The organism is Corynebacterium sp. sy039, assembly GCF_007904105.1.
GTDB lineage: Bacteria > Actinomycetota > Actinomycetes > Mycobacteriales > Mycobacteriaceae > Corynebacterium.
Window position 1 is genome coordinate 658,284 of record NZ_CP042325.1, and the last position, 26,231, is coordinate 684,514.

Here is a 26,231-nt window from a genome sequence, read left to right on the forward strand (position 1 = left end):
ATCAGTGTTCGTTAGTTGGCTAGGGTGCTGAAATAAAAAGAAGATCCCAGAGAAACTCTGGGATCATTTTAGTTGAATCTTAAAAGATTAGCGGTAAAGCTCTTTAGCGATAATCTTTCCGATCTCAATTCCACCAACTACGGTTGGGTGAGCAGGCATGGTAGAAGGAGCGCCTGGATCGAAAGTACCAGCAACATAACGTTGGTTTGGATCTGGGTTACAGGTGCCATGTCCACGAGTTAGCTCAAGAGTATCAATGAACTGTAGACCATTAACCTGAGCAGCATGCTTGAGAGAGTTACGGAGACCATTCTGAATTTGGTCGCCACCTGGAGCTGGAAGAGGAATTGGGTTATGTGGATCTGGGTTTACTAAGCAGAGTTTATCGTTTGTTACGAACTCTGGGTATGCTGCAACAACAACCTGTGCACCTGGTGCAGCTTGAGCAATGCGGTTCTTGATTGCGCCATACATTCTGGTGAATTCAGATTCCGGAATGTTTCCTGCAGCTTGAAGACCAGCAGCAACATCAACCCATTGGACAGCATCCATACCGCCGTACATGAAAACAACCTTCTCAGTACCAGGTCCGATGTTTCCTGCTGCAATAGCCTGCTCTACATATGCCTGAACCTCAAAGATGGGAATCATGCCGCCGGTACCATTGCAAGACCAGTCTGCAAGAGACTTGCCTGCAGCTGCAGCAGCTGAGTGAGGCCAGTTACGAACATCTTTAGCACAGGTTGGCTTGAACTGGTAGCCTTTTTCAGTCTGTGGAGCTTGTCCAGGGACAGTACCACCAGTAGCGGTGAAAGAATCACCAAAAGTAACAATCTGCTGAGCACCAGCTGGAGGGGTGCTTGAATTAGGAAGCATACCTGCTAGCTGAGAGACGCTAGGAACAGGTAGCTGTGGGGCAGGGTTAGCAGAAACAACAGGAGCACTTGAAAGTGTGAGACCGAAACCAACTAGAGCTGCAGCACCAAGAGAAGATGCTTTGCGTAGGAAACTAGACTTGTTCATGTCTAATGACCTTATACCAAACTTTCTTTTTATCAAACTGTGATTATAGGAATAATAAAATTTTTTCCCAAAAACCTGTGTGAAAAATAGCAATTAGCTTGATGTTTTCTTCGCGAAACGAATTTAGAAAAAAATGTTTATTTTTATTCATTTTTGCACTTTTAGTGCGTGGCTACTCCAACCAATGGGCTGAGAGTGTGTTATGTCCCAACCATGAGTGGTAAGTAGATTCGTGATGTCAGCATGTGTTGGTACTCGCGTGCCTTCAGTGGACAGACGAATGAGATCTTCTTCATATTGGTGCTCCTCGCTGTCATTGTGGGTCATAATGTCTGTGATGATCCACGCATGGTGAAGGTGGCGTTGCAGCTGCCTAAACATTTCTTGTGCATCAGGCATAGCAAAAGGATCTACCAAGATAACTGCAGTAGTTTCTGCGTTCAACTCTAATTGAGATAGATGAGCGTCGAAAAGCTCTACTTCATCAGGACTGTATGCCAAGAAAGTGCATTGTTGCTCTTGAAACTGAGTGCTTTGGCGACGCATGAATGTAATTTCGCTGGGAGCTCCGATCAAGGTTGCACGTATATTTGGTGTGGCGCGTAAAAACTCATCAGCAAAAATATGGGCGCTTGAACCACAGATAACTACTGTGGAGAGGGAATGTGGGGGGAAGAGTTGTGCGATCGCAGGAGCTAACCAATGCGCTCGTTCAGCAAGGTGCTGGAGGTAATCGTCATGAGTGAGTGGGTTGTTGGCTTTCGCTACCTCCCAAGGGGAAATCTGCGTTGGCATACCAGTGCGCAGTGTATCTTCAAGATTGAGTAACGACAGCGCACGTAAGTGTGCCGGACCGCGTAAATGCTTTGTTAAATGAGAATCAACATCAGCTAGTTCTCGGCTAAGTGCAGTTAATTTTACGGTTTGCTGAGTAGGATCATCGTTGTCGGATAGCTCCAATAAATCTAATGAGCCTAAATACCTAAAGAAACGCCAGGCGCTATCAAGATGGGTGCCTGCTGCATTGCTTAGTGCACTAACAGAAATTTCCTGCGACTTTTGTTGCCCAATAATAGTGAAGATATCTAAATTAAGTGCAGCGCGTAATGCAAAGGCAGGTGCCAGCTCCGATAGTTCATGGAGCTTTTCCATAATACTGTATCCGCCGCCTTCGACGATGCCCTCATCATTTTTCTGCGCATCGCTATATCGCCAATAACCAGTGAAATCTTGGTGTTCTTTTGGCGCATCAAAATTCTTGGCCAGAGTACGTAGTTCTCTCAGTTTGCTGGTTTCGCCGGCGGCCCAGATATACGGCACTCCTTTAGGAAAAATGTCATCGTCGAGAGCCTGTGCTAGTATGCTGGCGCAGTTTTGTTCTTGGTCACGAATTGCCCATTGAAGATGAACATCAGCATTACTTTCTAGGGTAAGGATGTGTTCTTCTGTTGCTACTTCAATGAATACCCAGGTTGGATGCCCGTCGGGAAGCTCTGCTAAGCAACGAGAGATGGCTGGCAACGCAGTTTCATCACCAATGAGTAATAGCCAGTCGGTGTGGCAAGGAAGTGACATACTGTTTTTGGGGCCAGCAACCCAGAGCTTATCTCCTGGGGTTGCTTGTTGTGACCACTCTTGTGCCAACCCCATTGAATGATGGGCAAAATCAATGCTTAATTCTTGTGCCTCGGGATCCCAATGCTGGACGGTGTATGTACGGAATAGGTCTTTTACCTGAGCGTCCCATTGCAACCGACCATCTGCATCGGGTTCTGGTCTGGGGCGTTCACCAGTTGTAGGGTGTGGAAAAATAAGGCGAACATCATCATCGAAACCTGTGCTCTTGAGAGCAGGAACTAAGAAATTTCGATAAGTATGTTCGCCTAATTGTGATCCGCCAAAAATAATGCGCCGCATACCTGTGGTGAGGTCTTCAATGCGAAGAACCTCCAGCTCGCGTACGCTAATGGGGGAAATATCTATCTGACGACTATTACGTGGCATGGTAATCTCCGGAAGTTTCACTAATTTTTCACAATTGTAGTTGAAAAATTAATGAAAACTGCTCCGAAGAAATAGCGTCGATAGATTGAGCAGAGATTACTGCAATTTTTGCTCTTTGAGCATATCGCGAATCTCAGTCAAGAGTTCTGCCTCAATAGAAGCAGGAGCTGCTTTGTCTTCTTCTACGCCTTTGCGTTTTGCCTGTAGCGCAGCAAGTTTATTCATTGGAGCAACAAGAATGAAGTAAACGACTGCTGCGATGATGAGGAAATTAATTGCAGCAGTGATAACTGCACCGAAGTCTAGGAAAGTTGCATCGTTACCAGCACGGATAGCAAAACCAAGACCGCTGACATCTGCACCACCGAATGACGCAATGAGTGGGTTGATGAGGTTCTCAGTAAAGGCGTTAACGATTGCTGTGAAAGCAGAACCAATAACAACAGCAACTGCTAGCTCAATAACATTACCGCGAAGGATAAAGTCCTTAAATCCTTTTAACATGAAAGTCCCTTTCAATATGAGTTTTCTTAATCCTTGACTGTTCCTTAATATATTCCTGCCATGCATTATTTTTGCACCTGCTAGGGCAGCAAAAATGTGCTTAGTCTTAAGGAAATTAGGCGAACAGAAAGAGTATGGTAAACAATTATCCGCAGTGAGCGGAATAATGTGCGAGAAAATCTTAACTAAAAGATTAGGTTTTAGCTAGTTAAAGCCAAAAATCTGATTCTAAAACCCTGTGTAGGACAACAGGCAACCCCTAGAATTACGAAAGCTGTGCGCGTTCACCAGTAACAATAAGCGTCAGCGGGCTAGCTAAAGAGGCAGCTGCTACAGTTTGTGCTTCTTGCTCGGGTAACGCGATCAAGACTGTACCGGGTTGGGCGAATTTTTTGTCACTTTGTGCATTGGCACTGAAGATTACCTTGGCGCCAGTTGCAATAACTTTTTCTTCGTGTGCTCCATTATCAGTGCTCACACTAATCACGGAGACAGTATCGCCATGTACAAGCAGTCCTGCCACAGTTGGGTCAGCAAGATTAATCGGAACCATGTTATATCTCTCATCAAATTGCTCGATTTCCTCAGCACTTTCAGCACCTTCCGCACTCTCAGTATCTGCGTCGACAGTATGTTTCTTACTTATGTGAGCGGTCAGATCAGAGGAGATGAAATTAAATTGGGAAATCATACTGCCCTTGGGGAGTGCGTGCGCGCTAATTCGCCCGAGGGCTTCAGTTGGAAGAGACAATGCATTGTCCGGGAGAAACTCATGTGGTATGTGTATTTGCGTTATATCTCTGGCTGATAGGCTATGACCAGCCTCTATTTCTCTAGTGGTAATGATAACTGTTGCTTTATCATCACGATTTTCTTGTATGGCAAAACATAGTGCTAGTACAACAAGGCTGCATGCTAATAGCCGTCGAAGCGCCATAGAGCGGCGATAACCAGGGTTGCGTAAATCCTCAAAAAATCGAAAATGCAGATTCATACTTTATAAGGGACGCTTACCATGGCGTGTTGGTTCCTCTGCGTTACGCTACTTTAAGCTGAAATGATTTTTTTAATGCAAATGTCGTGATCTGCAATGGGAATATCAGATCGTATTTCCGAGGCGAATAGCAGCATGACTTGTGGGGTGGATATGTTTTTCATTGCACGATCATAGTAGCCACCACCTTGACCAAGCCGGTGCCCGTGAGGAGTGGCGCCAAGAGCTGGAACGATGATGAGATCTAACGCATGAAGAATCTCACTGGAGAAACTTTTTCCCATTGGCTCATAGATATTATGCTTACCTACACGCAGGTACTCACTGCCTTGGTATAGTGCCCATTCTAATTGGAACTGTGACCGCGAGAGCGGTAACCAGAGCTCGTCGACATATGTGTCGAGGTTTTTTAGTAACTCAACTCCACCAGGTTCTTTTTCTCCGGGGCAATACGCGGCAATACGCGTGTAATTGTTGCGAGTGATTAGTGTGCATAATTGCTCGATGATACGTGCATTGGCAATCGCACGAACGATCGGAGACATGGTTTTTCTCTTGATACGCAATTCAGTTCGCAGGGCTTTTTTAGCAGTATCAATAGTTGTATCGGATAGTGGGGAAGTCATAGAAAGTCCGTGGTGTTTCTTGCTGTAGGTATCTTTCCGGGCAGTATGTCGGGTAGTAGTGTGATGAAGCAAATAAAATAATTATTGCCATAATACTGTGTTTGCTCATTTTTTACTTGGGTCTACCAGGTAGACTCGTGCGCATGATTATGCCTGAATCGGAAAAGCAACACGCTGTTAAAACAGTAATTGTGCCAGCTGCTGGTATGGGAACTCGGTTCCTACCAGCGACAAAGACTGTGCCAAAGGAGTTGCTACCAGTTGTTGATACCCCAGGTATTGAACTCATTGCAGAAGAAGCGGCTCAGCTAGGTGCACAGCGTCTGGCTGTCATTACAGCACCAAATAAGCAAGAAGTGCTTGAGCATTTCAAGTCTTTCCCCGAACTTGAGCGCACCTTGGATGAACGAGGTAAAGTTGAACAACTTGCCAAGGTCAGGAGGGCAAAAGAACTTATTGAGCCAGTATCGGTGTTGCAAGAAAAACCTTTAGGGTTAGGTCATGCAGTGAGCTTGGCGGAAAGTATCCTTGACGATGACGAAGATGTTGTTGCAGTTATGCTTCCCGATGATCTCGTTTTGCCGTTTGGCGTGGTAGAGAAAATGGCTGAGGTGCGTAAAGAGCTAGGCGGCAGCGTACTATGCGCTTTTGAGGTGCCTAAAGAAGATGTCTATAACTATGGCGTGTTTGACGTCGAATCTGCTGGTTATGATGGTCCGTTAACTGTAAAACGTGTATGCGGTATGGTAGAAAAGCCTGCGGTCAAGGACGCTCCGTCTAACTTTGTAGCGACTGGACGTTACCTTCTTGATCGTTGTATTTTTGATGCTTTACGACGTATCACCCCTGGTGCCGGTGGTGAATTGCAGCTTACCGACGCAATTGCTTTGCTTATCGAACAAGGACATCCTGTGCATATTGTGGTTCACGACGGAAAGCGTCATGACCTGGGTAATCCTGGTGGTTATATTCCTGCGGTAGTGGATTTTGGTTTGTCCCACCCCATATATGGTGATCACTTGAAGAAAACATTGCGGGATTTATTGGTGGAGCATGAGGCACTATAAGTAGTGATTACTCTCGGCTAGAATTTTCTAAGTTCTAGGTGTTTTACTAACCTAGATTTAGTTCATACGTTATTGTCAATACGAGTGGCGAAAGCATATTGAGCATTCGTCGGTGAGGAGGTAAAGCCGTGCGCTCAGTTGAGCAACAGCTAGCCTTAGTTACCGAAGCAGCTATTGTACCGGAACCAGTGCGTATTGCAATAGCAGAAGCTCTGGGACTTATGTGCGCAGAGGAAGTTCAAGCAACAAAACCATTGCCGGGATTCGATCAAGCTGTCATTGATGGTTATGCTGTTCGAGCCGTCGACGTTGGGGGAGAACGCGGTCTTGGCGCTACTAGCCAAGAATCGCCGAATATGCTACCTCGGGAAACGTCATTACCAGTTGTAGGCGAAGTTGCTGCTGGTTCTCAACGGCCATTGCGTTTACAACCAAAGCAAGCAGTGCGAGTGCATACTGGTGCTCCTTTGCCTACATTGGCAGATGCGGTGCTGCCATTGGAGTGGACGGATCGTGGTCGACGGAGAGTTATTGCGGCGCGTCCTGTGCGTTCTGGCGATTTTGTGCGTCGCAGTGGTGATGATATTCGACCAGGTGATGTTGCGGTAAGTACGGGAGCAATACTGAGTCCGGCGCATATTGGTTTATTAGCAGCCGTCGGTCGTAACAAAGTATTGGTATATCCACGTCCTCGGGTATCAATTCTTTCTGTTGGTAAGGAATTGGTTGATATTGATAGGGATCCCGGTCTTGGTCAGGTACTTGATGTTAATTCCTATTCTCTTGCTGCAGCGGCACGAGATGCAGGTGCGGATGTGCACCGTGTGGGTATTGCAGCAGGGGAGCCGCGTCGCCTGAAAGAAATTGTGGAATCGCAAATGTTGCGCAGCGAGATTATTGTGATTTCCGGTGCTGTTGGTGGGTCTAGCTCTGAAGCTATCCGAGCAGTATTGCGCGAACTTGGCGATATTGATACCACTCGTGTGGCTATGCACCCAGGTTCTGTTCAAGGATTTGGCACTTTGGGGGAAAAGAAAGTGCCAGTCTTTTTACTTCCTAGCAATCCAGTTTCTGCGCTTGTTATTTTTGAGATGTTTATTCGTCCCATGATTCGGTTGTGCCTGGGCAAGGGGGCGCATAAGCGTCGTGCAGTGCGAGCGAGGGCGCTTAACCATGTCACTTCTCGGAATGGGCGACGCGGTTATGTGCGGGCGCGATTAATGCGCGATGCGCAGACACAAGATTATTTAGTCGAAGGTTTGGGGGGTGCTAATGGTGCTCCGGCTCATCTTCTTGCGGGATTGTCAGATGCAAATGCAATGATCAAGATCCCTGAAGAAGTTACTGAAATTCGTCCTGGTGATATTGTGGAAGTGCTGTTCCTGACCCAAGGACGCTAAGGGATAGTCATATGCTTAAGACGCTGAGCGCTGTGTTTCCTAGGATAATGGGGCAGGTGAAACCGAGTGCGCCTGCTTATGGTCGTCCTCATGCTATCCATCCAGGGTGGGGGGAGCATACCCAGACATTATCCTTGCCTTGTGGTGAGACGATTCGATTACGTCCACTGTACTATCAAGACGGTGTGCTTTGGCGCGAGCAGCGAATGACAGATCAATACTCTTTGCAGGAAGTTGAGCCAACATCTGTGCATAGTTGGGCGCAGGCACATAGTCATTCTGGTTGGCGTGAGTATTTCTTCAATGCAAAACAATCTGCAGACTCTGGTTTTCTTGTTCCGCTGGTTATTGAAGTAAGCGGTGAGTTTGCTGGACAAATAGTTCTTGGCAATATCCAACACGGAACAACAAGTGATTGTTGGGTTGGGTATTGGGTCTATAGCGCGTATCGGGGGCGTGGCATAGCGACAGCAGCCTGTGCTTTGGCTACCGATCATGCTTTTTCCAGAGTGGGGTTGCACCGGGTGTATGCTACGTATTTGCCGGGTAATATCGCCTCACAAGCAGTGCTGGAAAATAATGGGTTCCGCAGTGAAGGCTTGTTACGCCAGAATTTGCATATCAATGGTCAATGGCGTGACCATGTTCTATCAGCGCAAACGTTGCAGGACTATCCTGATACTTGTGTAGAAAGATTAATCTCTGCTGGTCGTGCTGCGGCGTGGCAGTAATAAAAATAACTGTTTTTCACATATTCTTGTAGCACTTACAGCAAAAGCGGTAGGCAGCGATAGCTGAGGGTATTTACTTGAGAGGTTTTCACCGGTGTCTGGAACTATAGCGATTGGTTTGATTGTAGTTGTCTGGCTTTTTGTGTTAGCTCCGGTACTACTACGCAGACAAAAACCGATGAATAACCAGATGGACGGTATCGACGAGACACGCGTGGTCTATGAGGGGGGTCGTGAAAACCGCGTTGCCATGGGTCCTCGACCACGAGTAAGTTCTGCAGATGTTCATGCGTGGCGATCAGATGATGGTACTGAACTAGTGCACGTTACAGCGGAAACATCACCAGTGCGACCTAGTGATGCGGATACAGAAGAAATTTTGATTGATGATGAGTCTTCTGAGCGCATGGAACACGTGTTTGCTGCGGTAAAGCATAAAATTATTCCTGAGCGCAAACCACAGGATGTCATTGATGGTGAGGTAATCGACCAGGATCACAGCGCTACTGATACTCAACCGCAATTGGTTGAGCAGAATATGGATACTACCGACGAGGTAGATGAGCTAGATGATGCTTGGTATGAAGAAGATGAAGCATACGTTTATGATGATGCTTATCTTTCCCCTGCTGATCTTTTGCATGGTGAGGCCATCTCTGAAGAGTCACCTGAATCAGGTACTGTGGTAGAGCTTGACGCACAGCACTCTCAGGATCACATAGCTGAAGAAGATGATTTAACAGCAGAAGAACTAGAATTCGCTGTGCGACGTCGTGGTCGTGGCGGTTGGGATCCTGAAGCTGATCAACAAGCTAGTGCGAGCAGATTCCAGCGTCGTAAGCGTACTTTATTGGGATTAGCTGGTTTCTTTGTGCTTTCTCTTGCGTTAGCTTTGATACTTGGTAAAACATTGTGGATTTTCTTTGGTGCTGTCCTGGTGCTCAGCGTGGTTTACCTTATTGCGTTGCGTCGTCAAGTGCAGGCTGAGCAGCGTTTGCGCCATCGACGCATAATGCAATTGCGTCGAGCGCGTCTTGGTGTGCGCAATGAGCATGATGAAGCTCTAGGCATTCCGCAGCGGTTACGTCGTCCTGGTGCAGTAGTGCTTGAAATTGATGATGAAAGCCCAGATTTTGTTGAGTTAGATGTGATTGATATTCATGAGCAACAAGGTGGTTCTTATGAGTATCCTGATACATATGAGTCAGATCAGGCTCATCGACGTGTCAGCTAATATCGATATTGCTGGGTAATTTCAACTCAAAAGGAAGATAAATGGATCAGCCAATTGTTCGTGATGCTGCATTGGCACTTTTGCGAATTGTGCTTGGCAGCATTTTTGTTGCACATGGTTTTGACCGTTTATTTATCACTGGAATTACTGAAACCACGGGGCAATTTAGTGCCTTGGGGGTGCCGCAACCAAAATTATCTGCATACATCGTGTCCAGTGCTGAATTACTAGGTGGAGCACTATTAGTAGTGGGGTTGCTTACTACCTTTATTGCTGGTGCCCTTGCGTTATTGATGATGGCTGCTATTTATTTTGTGCACCTTGAGTCTGGTTTATTTGCCAGTGATGGAGGCATGGAATATCCATTGGTACTGATAGTGTCGCTACTGATGATTGTGGTTTTCGGTGCTGGGCGCGCCAGCTTGGATGGAGTTTTTAGTCGTGCTCAATTGTGATTGTGATCAGATTCAGACTGCAATCTCTGCGCGTTTGGATGGTGAAGACAATCGTAGTGGTTTGGCCGATGACGTTATTGATGCTCATATTGCCGGTTGTGCATCATGCAGTGCGTTTTTAGAACAAGCAGCTCAAGTAAAACGGACCCTCAATTTTTCTATTCCCGAGCATGATTTTGTGACCCCAGATCTTTCTGACGTAATTCTTGCTGGTGTGGAATCTCAATGGCATAAGAATACGAGTAGCCAAGTATTATCGCGCGTTCTATCTCGATTACTCTTGTGCATAAGCGGTGGATTATGGTTTCTGATGGCTTTTCTTATCCTCGCACAATCTCAGGTTACCCAGCAGCAGGAGATCAGCGATATTGATGTTGCAGCACAGGAATTCACCGCAATGGCTTTTCATCTAGCAGCATTGCGGTGTAGCTTGGGCATTGGTTTGCTCTTTAGCGCATGGAAACCGCAACTTTCTGCAGGTATTGCGCCGGTATTTTTCGCTTTGTGGATGTTTAGTTTTGGTGTGTATGCAAAAGATATAGTCCTAGGCGAGCTTGCTGTGAACCAATTTTTATATTTGGCATTATTGCTTCTTAGCGTGGTAGCTATTCTGTGGGCATGGTTAAGCGTACGTGGGTTGTCGCTTATTGGTCAGTTCAGAGCAGCCCTTTCTGCTAAGCCTAGTGATTAGCGCCAGCTATTAAACCACATGAGTCCATTGTAGAACTCATTGGGGATGGTGTAGCCATAAAAGAGTGGGCTGAAATAACAAAACATTGCGACGACCAGCACAAGATAACAAGCCACAATTGCGTGTCCTCTCGTGGTAATACCCACCTTGCTTAGTGCTTGGTATCGCTTGGACAATGTTGCTCCTGTGCGGGCTATGGATCCGAGTGCTAGGGAAATCATCACAATGCTGAAGGGGATAAGTGCTGTGGCGTAGAAGAAATACATTTGTCGGTCAAAGGTGATAAGCCACGGTACAAAGCCAGCGAGGAAGCTGATGAATGGGATCATGTAGCGGAAATCTCGTGCAATTACTAAAGACCACAATGCCCATAGCAATACTGGGATTGTTAACCACCAAATAACAGGGGTGCCAAATAGATAGACTGCTTGGTGGCATTTTCCAGCCGCGCACTCGACGTCGTTAGCGGAGTAATAGAGAACTGGGCGTGCTGCAACTAACCATGCCCAGGGTTTAGAGTCCCATGGATGGCTATGTCCGCCAGAAGAAGTAAGTGATGCATGAAACTCTAACACTGAAGAGTGATAATAAAACCAGCTAGCAAGGGTATCTGGTAAAGAATTCAACCATGAGTCGGCTGGAATTGTGCCATCGGTTGCAGCATGGCGATATACTGCAGTTTCTGAGGCGAACCAGCCACGCCAACTCCACGCATATAAGGCGATAGGCAAAATCACGATAGAAGCAAAAGCACTGATGCTGTCGCGTATTAGTGCACCGAGGATAGGGCGTTGGACTTGGTATTGCATACGCAGATGAGCGTCGAGAGCTACTGTGAGTAGTCCAAAGAAAGCAATGTAATAAAGACCAGACCATTTCACCGATAGGGCTAGGCCAAGGAATACACCCATAGTAAAGCGCCACCAGCGAAAACCAAGACGAGGTCCTAAGGAGGTGGTGAATGCCTTGGTGTTCTGGAAGTTTTCGTAGAGATTATGCATTCGTAGGCGCATTTGTTCTCTATCACGTGCACAAGCCCAAGCGGCGGCAACGATGAAGAAAACTTGGAAAATATCGAGCATTCCATAGCGTGAACTGACCAGGAGCACACCGTCGAAAAGCGCGAGAATACCAGCGAAAGTTGCTACTGCGCTGCTGTGACTAATGCGTCGGGCAAGAGCCATGGTAAGCATGACGGTACCTACACCAAATAAGGCGGTCATAACGCGCCACCCTAGAGGTGTATAGCCGAACAAAAATTCTCCATAAGCCTCAATTTGTTTCGCTAAAGGTGGGTGTACCACAAGTCCATAACCAGGATTGCTTTCAATACCACCGAGTATCGGATTCATCCAGGAGCGAACCATATCCCAGGCTTGAGGAACATAGTGCTTTTCGTCAAAAACAGGAGTGTGTGCATCCGTAATGGTGGATAATCCGACAAAGCGCGTAAAAAAGGCGAGGAAGGCAACGAGTGCTGTGCTATATGTATCTGCTTTTGTCCATACATAAGCACGTGGTGGATGAGGGAGCATTTTGGTCTTAAACCGCCCCTGCGAAGATTGCGTGGAGCTAACTTTGTTGGCCGATGTCGCGCTTATGGTGTTAGTGGTCACGGGCTATAGTGTAGACACTCAGGTGAGATTGGACAATCAACAAAGCAACTTAACTCGTGTCTAGGTATAGGTTTGTATAGCTCTAAAAAGCATTTTTTATGTTATTGGTCAGATATGCGTAGCTGTGTCACACTAGAGATATGACTTGGCACCCTGTTGATATAGGCGGAAAACCACTAGCTGATTTGCCCCGTGGCATTATTATTGTCGCAACTCCTTTAGGCAATGTTGCTGATGCTACCCCGCGTTTAGCTCAGGCTCTGGCTCAGGCAGATTATATTGCTGCTGAAGATACTCGCCGTACTCGTTCTTTGGCTCAAAGTCTTGGGGTGGATATTCGTGGTCGGGTGATGAGTAACTTTGACCATAATGAGCAAGCGCGGGTAGCGCAGTTGCTTGGTTTTGCCAGAAGCGGCACGGTAGTCATTGTGACTGATGCGGGTATGCCTATTGTCTCCGACCCAGGGTTTCCGTTGGTGGCAGCTGCTCATGATGAGGGCATACCGGTTACGTGTTTTCCTGGACCTTCTGCGGTACTGACTGCACTTGCTCTTTCTGGATTGCACGTCGGTAAATTTGCTTTCGACGGATTTGCGCCGCGCAAAACAAGACAGCGACGTACGTGGCTTGAAGGATTAAAAAAAGAGACTCGAGCTGTGTGTTTTTTTGAGTCGCCACATCGAATTGCGGCAACACTTGCTGATGCAGTGGAGATTTTAGGGGAGCAACGTCGTGTAGCAGTAGCGCGTGAATTGACCAAGACTTATGAAGAAGTAAAACGTGGTTGTCTTGGCGAGATTGCCCAGTGGGCTGAGCAGGGAATACGTGGCGAAATTACTGTGGTGTTGGAAGGAGTGCAAGAAGTTATTACCGAGCATGATAAAGATGCTCTGGTAGCTCAGGTGCTTGCATACTGTGACGAGGGGATGCGCTTAAAAGAGGCGTGTGCCCTGGTGGCGCAGCGTAGTGGTGCAAGTAAAAAGGAACTTTATAATGCTGTTCTCGAGTCCCGTGATGGAGCCTGATAGAGTAAGAACCATGAATAATGTGCTCGTCTCAGTTGCTTGGCCTTATGCAAATGGACCACGCCATATTGGTCATGTGGCTGGTTTTGGTGTTCCATCTGATGTTTTTGCTCGTTTTCAGCGAATGCGTGGAGCACATGTGCTCATGGTTTCTGGTACAGATGAGCACGGTACGCCACTTCTTGTTCAAGCTGATAAAGAGGGAGTGTCAGTCAAGGAATTAGCAGATCGCTATAATCGTCAAATTGTTTCCGACCTTGCCGGACTAGGGCTGTCCTATGACTTATTTACGCGTACGACCACCCGTAATCATTATGCAATTGTGCAAGAGCTCTTTAGAGGCCTCTATGACAATGGCTATATGATCAAACAAACTGCATTGGGAGCTATTTCACCTTCTACAGGTCGTACTCTTCCTGACCGCTATATTGAGGGCACCTGTCCTATCTGTAGTGCTCCGGATGCGCGCGGTGACCAATGCGATAATTGCGGCAATCAGCTCGATCCTGCTGATCTGCTCAATCCAGTATCGAAAATCAATGGCGAGACACCTCAGTTCATTGAAACGGAACATTTTTTGTTAGATCTACCAGCGCTGGCGCACTCTTTGGAGCAATGGTTACAAGAACGCAAAGATTGGCGTCCTAATGTCATCAAGTTCAGCCTTAATTTGTTAGAAGATTTACGTCCACGTGCTATGACACGTGATATTGACTGGGGTATTCCAGTTCCTGTAGAAGATTGGGCAGATAACCCATCGAAGAAACTGTATGTTTGGTTTGATGCAGTGGTGGGTTATCTATCTGCTTCTATTGAGTGGGCATATCGTAGTGGGCAGCCAGAAAAATGGCGTGATTGGTGGACTAATCCGCAGGCGCAGTCGTTCTATTTCATGGGCAAAGATAACATCACGTTCCATTCACAAATTTGGCCTGCTGAATTGCTTGGTTACCAGGGCAAAGGCGATAAAGCTGGCGTTGTGCATGCATTGGGCGAACTCAATTTGCCTACTGAGGTGGTGTCTTCAGAGTTCTTAACCATGTCGGGTTCTAAGTTTTCTTCCTCCAAAGGCGTGGTCATTTATGTTAAGGACTTCCTTGCTGAGTTTGGTCCTGATCCACTGCGTTATTTCATTGCCGTTGCTGGTCCAGAGAATAATGATACTGATTTTACGTGGGATGAGTTTGTCCGCAGAATCAATAATGAGCTGGCAAATGGTTGGGGTAACTTAGTCAATCGCACTGTCTCTATGGCGTATAAGAACTTTGGCCAGGTGCCACAGCCAAGTGCATTATTGCCTGTCGACGAGGCGATTTTGGCTCTTGCTGCACAAACGATGGATAATGTGGCTCAAGCGCTGTCACATTCTCATTTCAAGCAAGGCATTACTGCTATTATGCACGTCGTCGGTGAGGCGAATGCGTATATTGCAGAGCAAGAACCATGGAAGTTGGCTAAAGATCCTGAGCAGCGTGATCGTTTAGCGACTGTCCTATGGACAGCCTTGCAAGTTATCTCCGATTGCAATGTGATGTTTACGCCTTACTTACCGCATACTGCGCAGAAAGTACATGAGACTCTTGGGCGCACTGGGGTGTGGGCAGCTCAACCTCGTGTAGAAGAAGTCGTCGATGATCAGCCGCTTGATCTTGTCGGTGTGGGGTTGCCGGAGCATGGTCAGACTTATCCTATTATTACTGGGGATTATGAGGCACAGGCTGCTAAATGGGAGCGGATTCCCATGGAGCCAGGTGTGGTGCTTGCTAAGCCGCAGCCAATTATCAATAAGTTGGATCCAGAATTAGCTACCACTGGTCCACAGTGGGCGCCGGTGTCTTAGAGGAAATAATGGGAAAGAAAAAACCTCGTCCAATTCCGGTTCCTGCACCAAGAATTGATGAGCTTATCGACGCTCATACCCATCTTTCCTCTTGCGCAAAGCATAAGGGTACTGAGGATATTGGTGCCTTTGTTCACCGAGCTCAGGAAGCCGGAGTGACAAAAATATGTACAGTGGGTGATGGGCTTGCTGAAGCGGAATTAGCTTTAGCCGCAGCAAGAGAATATGAGAATGTATATGCTGCGTGTGCTATTCATCCCACTCGCGCACAGGAGCTTGATGAGCAAGCGAAGGTTCGTTTAGAGCAGATGGCGGCAGATCAGCACTGTGTTGCTATTGGCGAGACAGGGCTGGATACCTATTGGATCAAACATGATCCAGATAATACTGCTGCTTTTGAGGTTCAAGAAGAAGCATTGCGGTGGCATATTGATGTGGCAGTGCGCTATGGCAAAGCATTGATGATTCACAATCGTGAAGCAGATAAGGAACTATTGAGGATTCTCGATGATGCGCCAAAGCCGGTGCATACAATTTTGCATTGTTTTTCTTCTCCGCTAGATATCGCACAGGAAGCAATAGACAGAGGATATGTCTTAAGTTTTGCGGGCAATGTTACGTTTAAGCGTAATGATTTTTTGCGTGAAGCTGCTCGCATTGTGCCAGGTGAGCAGTTATTGGTTGAAACTGATGCGCCTTTTATGACTCCAGAACCGTATCGCGGTGCTAAGAATGAGCCAGCATTGATTGGGCATACTGCACATTGCATTGCTGAGTTACGCGGTATTAGTGTGACTGAATTGGCGCAAGTGGTACGAGGTAATTTCGATCGAGTCTATTCTTGTGATTCTTAAGTGCTAAAGCATACAAAAATTATGGGAAATATGTGACTAATGATAGTTCTGTAATTCCTTGTGGTGACTTAAAGGTTAAAGTGGGATTTTTTCTCCATAATTAATCGACTTTATCGCTTTGTTACCGTATTGTAATAAAAGCAAAGGCGCATACAGTGCCATACTGGATTGTTTCAGTGATGGTTTCTTGCGATGTGCAATAGTAATTCTTAAAGAAAGTAGTTCAGTGCGGACACATCAGAAAACGCGAATTGATAAGACAGATAACAAGTTGCCAATGCGTCTCGCTATAGGCGGAGTTGTTGCTTCTCTCAGCGCTGTGGCAGGTGTGGGAGTTGTGGTTACAAACCACAAAAATATCATCGTTGATTATAACGGTGAAGAAATCGAGCTGAGTACAATGTCTAGCACCGTTGAAGGGGCGCTAGAAAAAGCTGGTGTTACTGTCACAGAAAAGGATATTGTTTCGCCAGCGTTAGAAGAAAAAATTAGTGATGATGACAGCATCACTGTGAAAACTTCCAAGCAGGTTTCCCTCGTTGTTGATGGTCAAGAACAGACTGTTGATACCACAGCAACTACCGTGGGCGAGCTCATGGAACAGATTAACAGTATTCCAGCTGCGATAAATGCAGTGGAAATGAATGTTGATGCTGATGAAAAAATACCTGAAGAAGGTATGAATGTTGATATCGTGACACCAAAATTCATCACCATTGATGATGGCGGTAAACTCGTACACACAAAAATTGCTGCAGCGACCGTAGGGGATGTTCTCAAAGAGCGCGGCATTGTGCTTGATGCTGATGATCGCGTATTCCCTCCTGTGGAGACACCAATAACTCCCAATCTTCGTATGGTGATTGAGCGTATCGAAGTATTCGAGACGGAAGTTACTGAGGCCTTTGAGCTACCACCAGTTTATACTGATGATCCTGACCTCTATAAGGGTGAGGAAGAGCTTATTACACCTGCTACACCTGGTGAAAAGAAAGTGGTTCGTAAAATCACCAAGATCAATGGTGTAGAGCGCGAGAATCAACCAATCCGTGAAGAAGAAATCCGTCCTGCCATTGCGGCTGCCATTGCGCGCGGTATCAAGGAAAACTCCACTGTCACTGTGAGCTTTAGCAGTGCGAATACTGGTGCGGCTGCGCCAGCTGTAGCTGATGGTTCAGTTTGGGATCAACTAGCGCAATGTGAATCTGGTGGCGATTGGTCGATAAACACTGGAAACGGTTTTTCTGGTGGGTTGCAGTTCACTCCTTCTACATGGAGTGGCTATGGCGGTGAAGAATACGCTCCAGCAGCACACTTAGCGACGCGTGAACAACAGATTGCTGTTGCAGAGCGTGTGCAGGCTTCCCAAGGTTGGGGCGCATGGCCTGCTTGTACTGCAAAGCTAGGCATTCGCTAAAAGTGTAAAAAGTTGAGTAATACAACCTCCTCAAGATCGATACGTGCTTTTTCGTCTTGAGGAGGTTTTACTATGGAATATGCATATCCATTTTGGGCTTGTGCATAGAGAAAATAATGCGGAATTAGGTAGATTAAATAATTATGGAAGATCAGCGCGTGCAACTTCTCGGTCCGCAAGAAATAAGAGCTTTAGCGCAACAAGTAGGTATTGTTCCAACCAAAAAACTCGGACAAAACTTTGTTCATGATCCTAATACCGTGCGGATGATTATTGCCGCAGCACAATTGAGCCCCGAGGATCATGTGGTTGAGATCGGACCTGGTCTTGGCTCATTAACACTTGGATTATTAGATACTGTGCGTACAGTAACCGCAGTAGAGATAGATCCACGCTTAGCAGCGCAACTTCCACATACCGTCGCTCAGTATGCACCGGCAGTCCGCGATAATTTACAGCTCATTCATCAGGATGCACTAAGCATTCAAGCTCAAGACATTGACCAGCCCACGGCCTTAGTTGCCAATCTTCCTTATAATGTTTCTGTCCCTGTGTTACTGCACTTTCTGGAGATTTTCCCCAGTATCAAACGAGTGCTCGTCATGGTGCAAGCAGAAGTTGCTGATAGATTGTCGGCAGCACCAGGCTCAAAAATATATGGGGTACCAAGTGTCAAAGCAGCCTATTATGGTCGCGTGAAAAGAGCTGGCTCTATTGGGAAGAAGATTTTTTGGCCGGCGCCCAAAATTGATTCAGGACTTGTACGCATTGATGTCTATGATGATCAAGAATGCGCATGGCCGAGAGACGCGCATACTCGCCAGACAGTATTCCAATTAGTAGATCAGGCTTTTGCCCAGCGCAGAAAAACACTCCGGGCTGCATTATCCGGGCTGTGCGGTGGCGGGGAGTACGCAGAAAACATTTTGCGAGCAGCAGATATTGATCCGACGTTACGTGGCGAAAAACTAGGCGTGCAAGAATATGTGCGCCTAGCACAGGCATATGTAGCGCATGAGCATGAGAGTGTGGCTCGAAAGAATGAAAATGCATAATCGCAGTGAAGAAAAACAGACATCGGGACGCACTGTTATAGCTCATGCTCATGCCAAGGTAAATCTCCACCTAGGAGTAGGGGAATTACGTGCTGATGGCTACCATGACCTCGTGAGCGTTTTTCAATCTTTGAGCTTATACGACGAACTGGTCATAGAATCTGCTCATGGTGCCTCACCCTGCGACAACACAAGTATCATCAGTTCCTTTGAGGTAGAAAACCTTAGTCAGGGCACTGTTGCTAATGCGGAAGTACCGCGTGATGGTCGTAATTTAGCATGGCAGGCCGTCGAAAAGCTATATCATTGGCACCGTGACAATGGTGGAGACGCTTTACAACCTGTTTGCATAACCCTAAGAAAAGGAATACCTACTGCAGGCGGTATGGCAGGTGGTTCTGCTGACGCAGCAGCAGCATTGCGGGCATTTAATACTTTTTTGCCAACTCCGGCAACAGAACAACAATTGCTAGCACTCGCCGCAACTCTTGGCTCTGATGTGCCATTTACCTTATTAGGGCATACGCAATTAGGCACAGGGCGCGGTGAAGAACTGACCCCAATACTTACCCGAGGAACGTATCACTGGGCGTTGGCGTTTTCCGACACTGGATTATCCACCCCAAAGGTATTTGCCAAACTCGATTCGATGCAACGAAAACCCCATCTTGACACTCAACAACTTTCAGCTGCTTTGAGCGCTGGCAAGATAACAGAAGTGGCGCAATGTCTGCATAATGATTTACAAGCTGCAGCACTCTCATTACAACCAAAGCTAAGGCGCACACTAGAAATTGGCAAAGATGCAGGTGCATTAGCGGGAATCGTATCAGGGTCAGGACCAACCTGTGCTTTTCTCTGCGCTGATGAACAGACTGCTCGGGAAGTAGCTGATGAGTTACGCCTCTTTGGTGCAGCGACTGTGGCAACAGGAGCAGCCTCAGGGGCGCACCTGCTCAGCTAATGCAGCTAGTGAGTGCAGTTAGTGCACCGCTAACATGGCAGAAAAGAAAAAGAAATAGACAACTGTAATCGTAAAGGAATATGCTGTGGCAACGCCATTATTAGGTGCTGAAGCAATTTATCTTGAATACCCTACCCACGTCGTCTTTGATTCTTTGACCCTCGGCATTGAAGAAGGCGATCGCATTGGTATTGTTGGGCGCAATGGGGAAGGAAAAACCAGCTTATTATCGTTGTTATCTGGTCATGTGCAGCCGCAATCAGGTCGAATAACCAAGCGCAATGGAATGCGCCTTGGCGTTTTGACTCAAAAAGATGAGCTCGATGATCACCTGAGCGTTCAAGAAGCCATTGTTGGTTCGCGCCCAGAACATGAGTGGGCATCTGATGCACGCATACGAGATATTATTGCTGGGTTAGTGTCGGATATTGCATGGGATGCGCGCATTGGTCACTTATCTGGAGGGCAACGTCGTCGAGTAGCTCTTGCCGCATTGCTTATCGACGACTGGGACATGATTGCCCTTGATGAGCCAACAAATCACCTTGATGTGGAAGGTATTACGTGGCTTGCTGAGCACTTGAATACCCGCTGGGCAAAAAATTCTGGTGGTCTGTTGGTTATCACGCACGACAGGTGGTTTCTTGACGCAGTATGCAATAAGACCTGGGAAGTCCATGATGGTATCGTGGAGCCTTTTGAGGGCGGATATGCGGCCTATATTTTGCAGCGGGTAGAGCGCGATCGTATCAATGCAGCTGCAGAGCGTAAGCGCCAAAATTTGATGCGCAAGGAACTGGCGTGGTTGCGTCGTGGTGCCCCTGCACGAACCTCAAAGCCAAAGTTTCGTATTGAAGCCGCTAATCAGCTTATCGCTGATGTGCCACCTGTACGCGATAGCATTGAGCTTAAGCGACTAGCGGTAGCGCGCTTGGGTAAAGATGTTGTTGATCTAGAAAATGTTAGTGTTTGTTTTGGCAATCAGGAAGTATTGCGTGATGTTACTTGGAGAATAGCACCGGGGGAGCGTACTGGAATTGTTGGTGCTAATGGTGCAGGTAAATCCACACTATTGCGCTTGCTCTCTGGTGAGCTTGCCCCGAGTACAGGTCGGGTAAAGCATGGGAAAACTGTGCGCTTTGGTTTGCTCGATCAGCAGTTTTCCCAGTTAGCAGACATTGGTCAGGATCGGGTACGTGAGGTACTGGCGCGGACAAAAACAAGTTTTAATGTTGATGGCAAAGAGCTGACACCTGCGCAATTATTGGAGCGCTTAGGGTTTAAGAAAGAGCATCTTTCTTCTTCGGTGAGCGAGCTTTCTGGTGGACAGAAGCGTCGATTGCAGTTGTTGTTATTATTGTTGGCGCAGCCTAATGTTATTGCCTTAGACGAACCAACTAATGATGTTGATGCAGAGATGTTGACTGCCCTTGAGGATCTTTTAGATTCTTGGCCTGGAACGCTCATTGTTATTTCCCATGATCGTTATCTCTTAGAGCGGGTTACCGATCAGCAGTATGCAATTATTGATTCCACATTGCGTCATATTCCTGGTGGGATTGATCAATATCTGGCATTGCAGCGGGATAAAACGCAACAAAGCAGCATAGATACCAAAGCACATAGTGCTGATAAATCCAGTAAGCCTGCATCTGCTGGCGCTGAGCTTTCTGGAGCAGCTCGGCATATGATGAAAAAAGAAATCTCTTCGTTAGAGAGACATATGAACAAACTCCTTGACCGTAAAAAAGAACTTCATATGCTTATGGCTGATCATGACCCCAGTGATTATGTGGGACTGAATGAGTTAAATGAGCAGGTTAGCGTGGTCGACGAACAACTAGCTGAATGTGAGATGCAGTGGTTAGAATTATCGGAACAATTGGAATGACACCAAAGTAAAAGTCATATTATTATGCAGGGCGATTCTCGCCTAAACTTATAGCTATGATTCTCATCAATGTGCGCTATAACGTTCGGCCAGAATTTGTTGATACTTTCCTCGAAGAGATTGCCTGGTTCACTGAGGCAACGCGAGCTGAAGAAGGAAATATCTTCTTTGAGTGGTATCAAGATCCACATAATCCAGCGCAATTCTTACTCATTGAATCTTTCCACGATGACGCAGATGTTGCTCATGTGCAAAGCGAGCATTTCCAGCGTGCGTGCAAGGAATTGCCTCGATACTTTGTGGAGACACCCAAGGTTATCAACACCACAATACCGGGTAAAACTGAGTGGGATAAGTTAGTGGAGTTTGCCGTCGAAGGCTAAAACTAAAGCAAAACTGACAGTGTTCAAGAAAGAAAGCACGTATGAGTAAAGAGACAAAAAACAAAGATAAGCAGAGCAAAAAACCACCTGAGCTAGACACAAAGGCGTATGAGAAAGAGCTTAAGCGCTTGCAAGCAGAGCTGGTGGATATGCAGCAGTGGGTGGTAGAAACTGGTGCTCGTGTTGTGGTGATTATGGAGGGGCGTGATGCAGCTGGTAAGGGTTCTGCTATTAAACGCATCACTCAGTATCTGAATCCTCGCACGTGTCGTATTGAAGCATTACCTGCGCCTAATTCTAGGGAACAAGGGCAGTGGTATTTCCAGCGTTACGTCGAAAAGCTACCGACGGCTGGCGAGATCGTTATTTTTGATCGCTCGTGGTATAACCGTGCAGGTGTAGAACGCGTGATGGGCTTTTGTACTTCTCAAGAGTATCGACGTTTCTTGCACCAAGCACCAATTTTTGAGCGACTTTTAGTTGAAGATGGCATTATCCTGCGTAAATACTGGTTCTCTGTGTCTGATGAGGAGCAGCTCGAACGCTTTAAGGCACGTCGCAATGATCCATTGCGTAGGTGGAAACTCTCGCCAATGGATTTTCAATCTATTACTCGTTGGGAAGACTATTCGCGAGCAAAAGATGAGATGTTTGTGCATACCGATATCCCATCTGCGCCGTGGTATACCGTGGAGTCTGAAGACAAAAAGCGTTCTCGTATCAACGTTATTAGCCATCTGCTGTCGACGATTCCCTATGAGAAAATCGAGCGGGAACTACCGAAAATACCAGAACGGCCCAAATCTCATCATGATGATTATGAACGACCACCACGTTCTGATTTCCGCTATGTTCCTGATGTAGCAGCTAAGTTAGAGAAGCCAAAGAAAAAAGCTGATGCGAAGAAAGAGAAGAAAGACAAGGAAAAGAAAAAGAAATAGTCGCTTATTGGTTGAGCTTTACTAGCTTTTAGCAAGCCTGAGTCAATACTTGTTCAAGCACCTGTATCACACCTTCTTCTGTGTGTGCGGGTGCTTGATGTGTTGCTATTGCAAGTAGCTCAGGATGAGCATTTGCCATAGCATAAGAGCGGCCAACAGTGCGTAATAATTCAAGATCATTGAGATAATCACCAAAAGCGATGGTGTTGTCCAGCGTAATGTCAAGACGTTTGGCAAGAGTGGCAACCGCATTACCCTTATGCGCGGCAGGATTCATAAAATCTATCCAGTTTCCACTAGATACAATGGGAAGTAAACCAGCTGTTTTTCCAGATAATGCGGTGGTCGCGGCAGGTCTGGACCCTTGAAAACAATAGATAGCTACTTTGACTACCTGATCATTGATATATTCTGATAGCTCAGGAACAACGGTCAATTTCTTATAATACGGTGTGCATTGTTGTATAAAAGCCTGATCAGAGCGAGAAATAAAGGCACCATCTGCACGGCATACTACAGCACCCCAGTCAAGTTCTTGATTGCTTGCCACAGTGTGCACAATGGTGTGAACTGCTGCTGTATTCATTGTGACAAGCGAGATTATTTCTCCCTCGTAGGAGACTACAGCGCCATTTTCGGCAATGATGGGCAGTTGAGGATAGGCGGAAAATTGTTCTTGTAAGGTAAAAAGTTGCCTACCACTTGCGGGTGCAAAATATATTCCACGCTCGTGCATTGTGTTGAGTAAGGGCCAAAAGCGAGGTGGTATGCAGTGATTCTCATCTAATAAGGTGCCGTCCATATCGCTTACTATTAGCTGAACATTCACAAGAGCCCTCTTCTTTGTTTTCTTAGGTTGTTTTGGTTTTTCTTTCTCGAAAGTATTGTAGTTGGGCATGATGTTACCTGCCACGTTCACCTAATGTGGTGTAGTGCGCTAAAACTTCCTAGTTTTAACTAACATTTTTTATCGTGATGTGCGACACTGTAGAACATGACTGATTTGGTAGGTAACACAGAAGAACCATTGGTAAAAGTTTCTGTTCGCGGTAATACTGGTTTACTGGAACTCAACCGTCCACGCGCTCTGAACTCGCTCAATGTTGAAATGGTCACCATCATCGACCACGCACTCAAGCAGTGGAAAGAAGACAGCAATATCAAACAAGTAGTCCTCAGCTCATTGAGCCCTAAAGGTTTTTGCGCAGGCGGAGATGTACGTTTTGCCCGTGAAGGCGCACTAGCCAACGAACATGATCATGTTGATGATTTCTTCGCCCAAGAGTACATCCTCAACGGCGACATAGCTGAGTACCCTAAGCCATATATTTCGCTTATCGACGGTGTGGTGATGGGCGGCGGACTCGGCATTTCTGCACACGGATCCCATAGAATCGTGACGGAGAAAGCCTTTGGGGCAATGCCTGAAATGGCTATTGGTTTTATTCCTGATGTGGGTGTGCCATATATGTTTGAGAATATGGTGGCGCGCAATGGACGTAGTTCTCATGCACTAGCAGTATTTTTAGTTGTTACTGGCTGGCGGTTATCCCCAGCAGATATGCTCTTTAGTGGTTTGGCAACTCATTTTGTGCCCAGTGAAAAACTCGACCAATTGCGGGAAAAAATCATTGAGGATTCTCTTGATGCGGCATTAGCTGAGTTCGCGCAAGAGCCAAGTGAGCCGTCGCAATTAGAGGCGTTGTATCCAGACATTGAAGCGGTATTTGGTTTTGATTCATGGAAATCTATTGCGCACGCATTAAAAGAACATTCTAATGAAGAATTTTGCAATGTCGTCGAGCAGCATATTGCTCATGCAAACCCTGCATCGATTGTGGCAGCAGTAGAGCTAATGGCAGTTGTTGCTCGCTGTGAGGATATTCGCCAAGAGCTTGAATGTGAACGAGTTTTAGGAATGCATTTTAGACGTGATCCTAATTTTGCTGAAGGAGTACGTGCAGTGCTTGTCGATAAAGACCGCACGCCACATTTCCATCCAGATAATGTCGAGGATGTAGATGTATCTGTGTATCGTGCCCTATTGACTACAGCACTTGATCAGTAAGAATTTACTGCGTTTTATTGCTCCATTGCTTTATTGAAAGCAGCCAGTGCTTATTGCACCGGCTGCTTTTTGCATAGCGTTGAGTGATATTTAGGATACAAGACGCAAGCCATCGCTAAAATCTACGGTAACTGCACCATTGGTAGTGATCAGTCTTGCCTGGCGCGTATGTGGTTGCGCTGGTATATCGGTGGTTTCTGCATGATGAGCATAAGAATGTGTATCGAAATCTAGAGCGATATTCCGAGCCTTGGCATAAGATTCTAGAGCTAAACGTGTATCGCGCATGGGGTAATCACTGGCTGCATTGATAGTAGCCTGGACAGCATGCACTGTTGGTTGTGGGAGAGAAAGAATATGTGCACAATCAACTAACAATACTCCGCGAGTATGCTCGTCGAGATTAACAATAATATGCGTCCACAATCCTAGGATCTGCTTTCCGATTATCTCATAATGCTGTGCACGAGCTTGGGCTATGTCTATTTCCGGCGCGAGGAAAATAGAAACATTGTGGTCAAGACCATACTTCTTGAGACCAATAGCCGGTAAAGCTATCTGATAGTGTGCAAATTGTGCGTCATTATATGACCAGCGCCAAGTATTATCTCGGATAGTGGCAATGAGTGCCGCACGTAAATGAAGTGGAGCTTTGTGCTGTGGCGTAAATAATTCAATACCGGGTTGGTCAGAAACGCAACGTGCATTTGCCTGGGAAAAAGTTGCCTCAAATAGGAATTGTGACTCGATAGAAAGCAGAGCACTGGCAGCAAGTAAGTCGGTAGTATTTTTCTGCTCGGATACTAATTCTCCCGTATGGGTATCAACCACACTGCCGTTGTTGAGATGTATCTGCTGTCCATTAGTGTGAGCAGCTAAACCGAAGGTACGTGCAAAAGAATGTACGGTACGTGCTATCACTGCTGGTTCCTTGGGTAAGGAAGAATGCTTAATCCTTGCTAAGCCCAGTGCTAATGCATAGTGTGGATTACTCAGAGGAAGGGCGCTTGTAATAATAACGGCATGATAGTGCCCTGATTTTCCGGGAATAGGAGTGAAAAAGAGTAATTTTCCTCCGAACACACTACGCGCTAAATCAATGATGTCTTGAGTGAATTCTACGTCACCGTGTAATGGGGCATGGGGGAGTTCATTGTGATGTAACCAATGCCAGACATTATTTTCTATTTCCGCAATAACAATACCATCAAGTGTTACGGTTTCTTGTGGCTTCATAGTGGTGATCTGTACTTGATAACCGTCGGAAGTGGGGTTGAACTTTATGCTTGGTTGACTGCCGCACAGCATGAAGAAGGATTCATCATAAGCTGCTTGGTTGATGATGGTGTCGATGCGTAGCTCTTCTAATGTTGGGGAGGTGTATTGCTCCATGGTTTCCTTTGCGATAAGCGATTACTATGCCACCAGTGTAATAGAAAACCAGCACT

General features: G+C 46.4%; 24 protein-coding genes. 16 read left to right on the top strand and 8 right to left on the bottom strand.

Going from position 1 to position 26,231, the window contains the following annotated elements; translation table 11 throughout:
* Positions 1 to 87: 87 nt before the first annotated feature.
* The 5 genes from FQV43_RS02965 to FQV43_RS02985 all read right to left on the bottom strand — a co-directional run bounded on the left by FQV43_RS02965 (position 88) and on the right by FQV43_RS02985 (position 5,151).
* The gene (locus tag FQV43_RS02965) at positions 88 to 1,023 is read right to left on the bottom strand and encodes a GDSL-type esterase/lipase family protein (protein ID WP_146338775.1); all 936 of its coding nucleotides are present in this window, start codon (positions 1,021 to 1,023) and stop codon (positions 88 to 90) included.
* Positions 1,024 to 1,170: 147 nt separating this feature from the next.
* Positions 1,171 to 3,027 (bottom strand): siderophore-interacting protein, encoded by a 1,857-nt coding sequence (locus FQV43_RS02970; RefSeq protein ID WP_146338778.1) that lies wholly within the window; start codon positions 3,025 to 3,027, stop codon positions 1,171 to 1,173.
* A 96-nt stretch (positions 3,028 to 3,123) separates the two neighbouring features.
* Complete coding sequence (mscL, locus tag FQV43_RS02975; RefSeq protein ID WP_144274321.1) at positions 3,124 to 3,531, bottom strand: large conductance mechanosensitive channel protein MscL; 408 nt, start codon at positions 3,529 to 3,531, stop codon at positions 3,124 to 3,126.
* Positions 3,532 to 3,796: 265 nt separating this feature from the next.
* Positions 3,797 to 4,525: an SAF domain-containing protein gene (locus FQV43_RS02980; protein ID WP_146338781.1), complete on the bottom strand. Its 729-nt coding sequence runs from the start codon at positions 4,523 to 4,525 to the stop codon at positions 3,797 to 3,799.
* A gap of 53 nt (positions 4,526 to 4,578) precedes the next feature.
* Complete coding sequence (locus FQV43_RS02985) at positions 4,579 to 5,151, bottom strand: 5-formyltetrahydrofolate cyclo-ligase (protein WP_146338784.1); 573 nt, start codon at positions 5,149 to 5,151, stop codon at positions 4,579 to 4,581.
* A gap of 143 nt (positions 5,152 to 5,294) precedes the next feature.
* Here FQV43_RS02985 and FQV43_RS02990 point away from each other — a divergent pair, with 143 nt between their 5' ends.
* The 6 genes from FQV43_RS02990 to FQV43_RS03015 all read left to right on the top strand — a co-directional run bounded on the left by FQV43_RS02990 (position 5,295) and on the right by FQV43_RS03015 (position 10,729).
* The gene (locus FQV43_RS02990) at positions 5,295 to 6,218 is read left to right on the top strand and encodes a UTP--glucose-1-phosphate uridylyltransferase (protein ID WP_146338787.1); all 924 of its coding nucleotides are present in this window, start codon (positions 5,295 to 5,297) and stop codon (positions 6,216 to 6,218) included.
* 128 nt (positions 6,219 to 6,346) lie between these two features.
* The gene (glp, locus tag FQV43_RS02995) at positions 6,347 to 7,618 is read left to right on the top strand and encodes a gephyrin-like molybdotransferase Glp (protein ID WP_144274330.1); all 1,272 of its coding nucleotides are present in this window, start codon (positions 6,347 to 6,349) and stop codon (positions 7,616 to 7,618) included.
* A 47-nt stretch (positions 7,619 to 7,665) separates the two neighbouring features.
* The gene (locus FQV43_RS03000) at positions 7,666 to 8,349 is read left to right on the top strand and encodes a GNAT family N-acetyltransferase (RefSeq protein WP_146338790.1); all 684 of its coding nucleotides are present in this window, start codon (positions 7,666 to 7,668) and stop codon (positions 8,347 to 8,349) included.
* 94 nt (positions 8,350 to 8,443) lie between these two features.
* Positions 8,444 to 9,583 carry a gephyrin-like molybdotransferase receptor GlpR gene (gene glpR, locus FQV43_RS03005; RefSeq protein ID WP_146338793.1) on the top strand — a complete coding sequence of 380 codons (1,140 nt, stop codon included), beginning with the start codon at positions 8,444 to 8,446 and terminating at the stop codon, positions 9,581 to 9,583.
* Between the two features lie 41 nt (positions 9,584 to 9,624).
* The gene (locus FQV43_RS03010) at positions 9,625 to 10,038 is read left to right on the top strand and encodes a DoxX family protein (RefSeq protein ID WP_144274336.1); all 414 of its coding nucleotides are present in this window, start codon (positions 9,625 to 9,627) and stop codon (positions 10,036 to 10,038) included.
* Positions 10,025 to 10,729, top strand: coding sequence for a zf-HC2 domain-containing protein (locus FQV43_RS03015; protein ID WP_168195028.1), 705 nt, complete (start codon positions 10,025 to 10,027; stop codon positions 10,727 to 10,729). Before FQV43_RS03010 ends, FQV43_RS03015 begins: the two co-directional genes overlap by 14 nt.
* Here FQV43_RS03015 and FQV43_RS03020 read toward each other — a convergent pair.
* Positions 10,726 to 12,264 (bottom strand): dolichyl-phosphate-mannose--protein mannosyltransferase, encoded by a 1,539-nt coding sequence (locus FQV43_RS03020; RefSeq protein WP_146340363.1) that lies wholly within the window; start codon positions 12,262 to 12,264, stop codon positions 10,726 to 10,728. The genes FQV43_RS03015 and FQV43_RS03020 overlap by 4 nt on opposite strands.
* Before the next feature lie 221 nt (positions 12,265 to 12,485).
* Between FQV43_RS03020 and rsmI the strand changes: the two genes are divergently transcribed.
* The 9 genes from rsmI (at position 12,486) to ppk2 (ending at position 22,715) form a co-directional block, all read left to right on the top strand.
* Entirely contained in the window at positions 12,486 to 13,370 is an 885-nt protein-coding gene (gene rsmI, locus FQV43_RS03025) for a 16S rRNA (cytidine(1402)-2'-O)-methyltransferase (RefSeq protein WP_146338799.1), read from the top strand.
* Between the two features lie 13 nt (positions 13,371 to 13,383).
* On the top strand, positions 13,384 to 15,210 hold the full coding sequence (gene metG, locus FQV43_RS03030) for a methionine--tRNA ligase (protein ID WP_146338802.1): 1,827 nt from the start codon (positions 13,384 to 13,386) through the stop codon (positions 15,208 to 15,210).
* A gap of 8 nt (positions 15,211 to 15,218) precedes the next feature.
* Positions 15,219 to 16,064: a TatD family hydrolase gene (locus FQV43_RS03035; RefSeq protein WP_146338805.1), complete on the top strand. Its 846-nt coding sequence runs from the start codon at positions 15,219 to 15,221 to the stop codon at positions 16,062 to 16,064.
* Positions 16,065 to 16,290: 226 nt separating this feature from the next.
* Positions 16,291 to 17,481, top strand: coding sequence for a resuscitation-promoting factor (locus tag FQV43_RS03040; RefSeq protein ID WP_146338809.1), 1,191 nt, complete (start codon positions 16,291 to 16,293; stop codon positions 17,479 to 17,481).
* A gap of 143 nt (positions 17,482 to 17,624) precedes the next feature.
* On the top strand, positions 17,625 to 18,536 hold the full coding sequence (rsmA, locus tag FQV43_RS03045; protein WP_144274347.1) for a 16S rRNA (adenine(1518)-N(6)/adenine(1519)-N(6))-dimethyltransferase RsmA: 912 nt from the start codon (positions 17,625 to 17,627) through the stop codon (positions 18,534 to 18,536).
* Positions 18,529 to 19,500 (top strand): 4-(cytidine 5'-diphospho)-2-C-methyl-D-erythritol kinase, encoded by a 972-nt coding sequence (locus FQV43_RS03050; protein WP_146338812.1) that lies wholly within the window; start codon positions 18,529 to 18,531, stop codon positions 19,498 to 19,500. The genes rsmA and FQV43_RS03050 overlap by 8 nt, the downstream gene beginning before the upstream one ends.
* A gap of 85 nt (positions 19,501 to 19,585) precedes the next feature.
* A complete protein-coding gene (locus FQV43_RS03055; protein ID WP_146338815.1) occupies positions 19,586 to 21,391 on the top strand; it encodes an ABC-F family ATP-binding cassette domain-containing protein in 1,806 nt (601 codons plus the stop codon).
* A gap of 56 nt (positions 21,392 to 21,447) precedes the next feature.
* Positions 21,448 to 21,774 carry a putative quinol monooxygenase gene (locus FQV43_RS03060; RefSeq protein WP_144274353.1) on the top strand — a complete coding sequence of 109 codons (327 nt, stop codon included), beginning with the start codon at positions 21,448 to 21,450 and terminating at the stop codon, positions 21,772 to 21,774.
* Between the two features lie 41 nt (positions 21,775 to 21,815).
* On the top strand, positions 21,816 to 22,715 hold the full coding sequence (gene ppk2, locus FQV43_RS03065) for a polyphosphate kinase 2 (protein ID WP_144274355.1): 900 nt from the start codon (positions 21,816 to 21,818) through the stop codon (positions 22,713 to 22,715).
* Positions 22,716 to 22,743: 28 nt separating this feature from the next.
* Here ppk2 and FQV43_RS03070 read toward each other — a convergent pair whose 3' ends face one another.
* A complete protein-coding gene (locus FQV43_RS03070; RefSeq protein ID WP_246846945.1) occupies positions 22,744 to 23,613 on the bottom strand; it encodes a Cof-type HAD-IIB family hydrolase in 870 nt (289 codons plus the stop codon).
* 105 nt (positions 23,614 to 23,718) lie between these two features.
* On the opposite strand from FQV43_RS03070, the gene FQV43_RS03075 reads away from it, so the two are divergent.
* Positions 23,719 to 24,783, top strand: a complete 1,065-nt coding sequence (locus tag FQV43_RS03075; RefSeq protein ID WP_371710930.1) for an enoyl-CoA hydratase/isomerase family protein — start codon at positions 23,719 to 23,721, stop codon at positions 24,781 to 24,783.
* 90 nt (positions 24,784 to 24,873) lie between these two features.
* Here FQV43_RS03075 and FQV43_RS03080 read toward each other — a convergent pair whose 3' ends face one another.
* Entirely contained in the window at positions 24,874 to 26,175 is a 1,302-nt protein-coding gene (locus tag FQV43_RS03080; protein ID WP_146338821.1) for a DUF6882 domain-containing protein, read from the bottom strand.
* Positions 26,176 to 26,231: the final 56 nt, after the last annotated feature.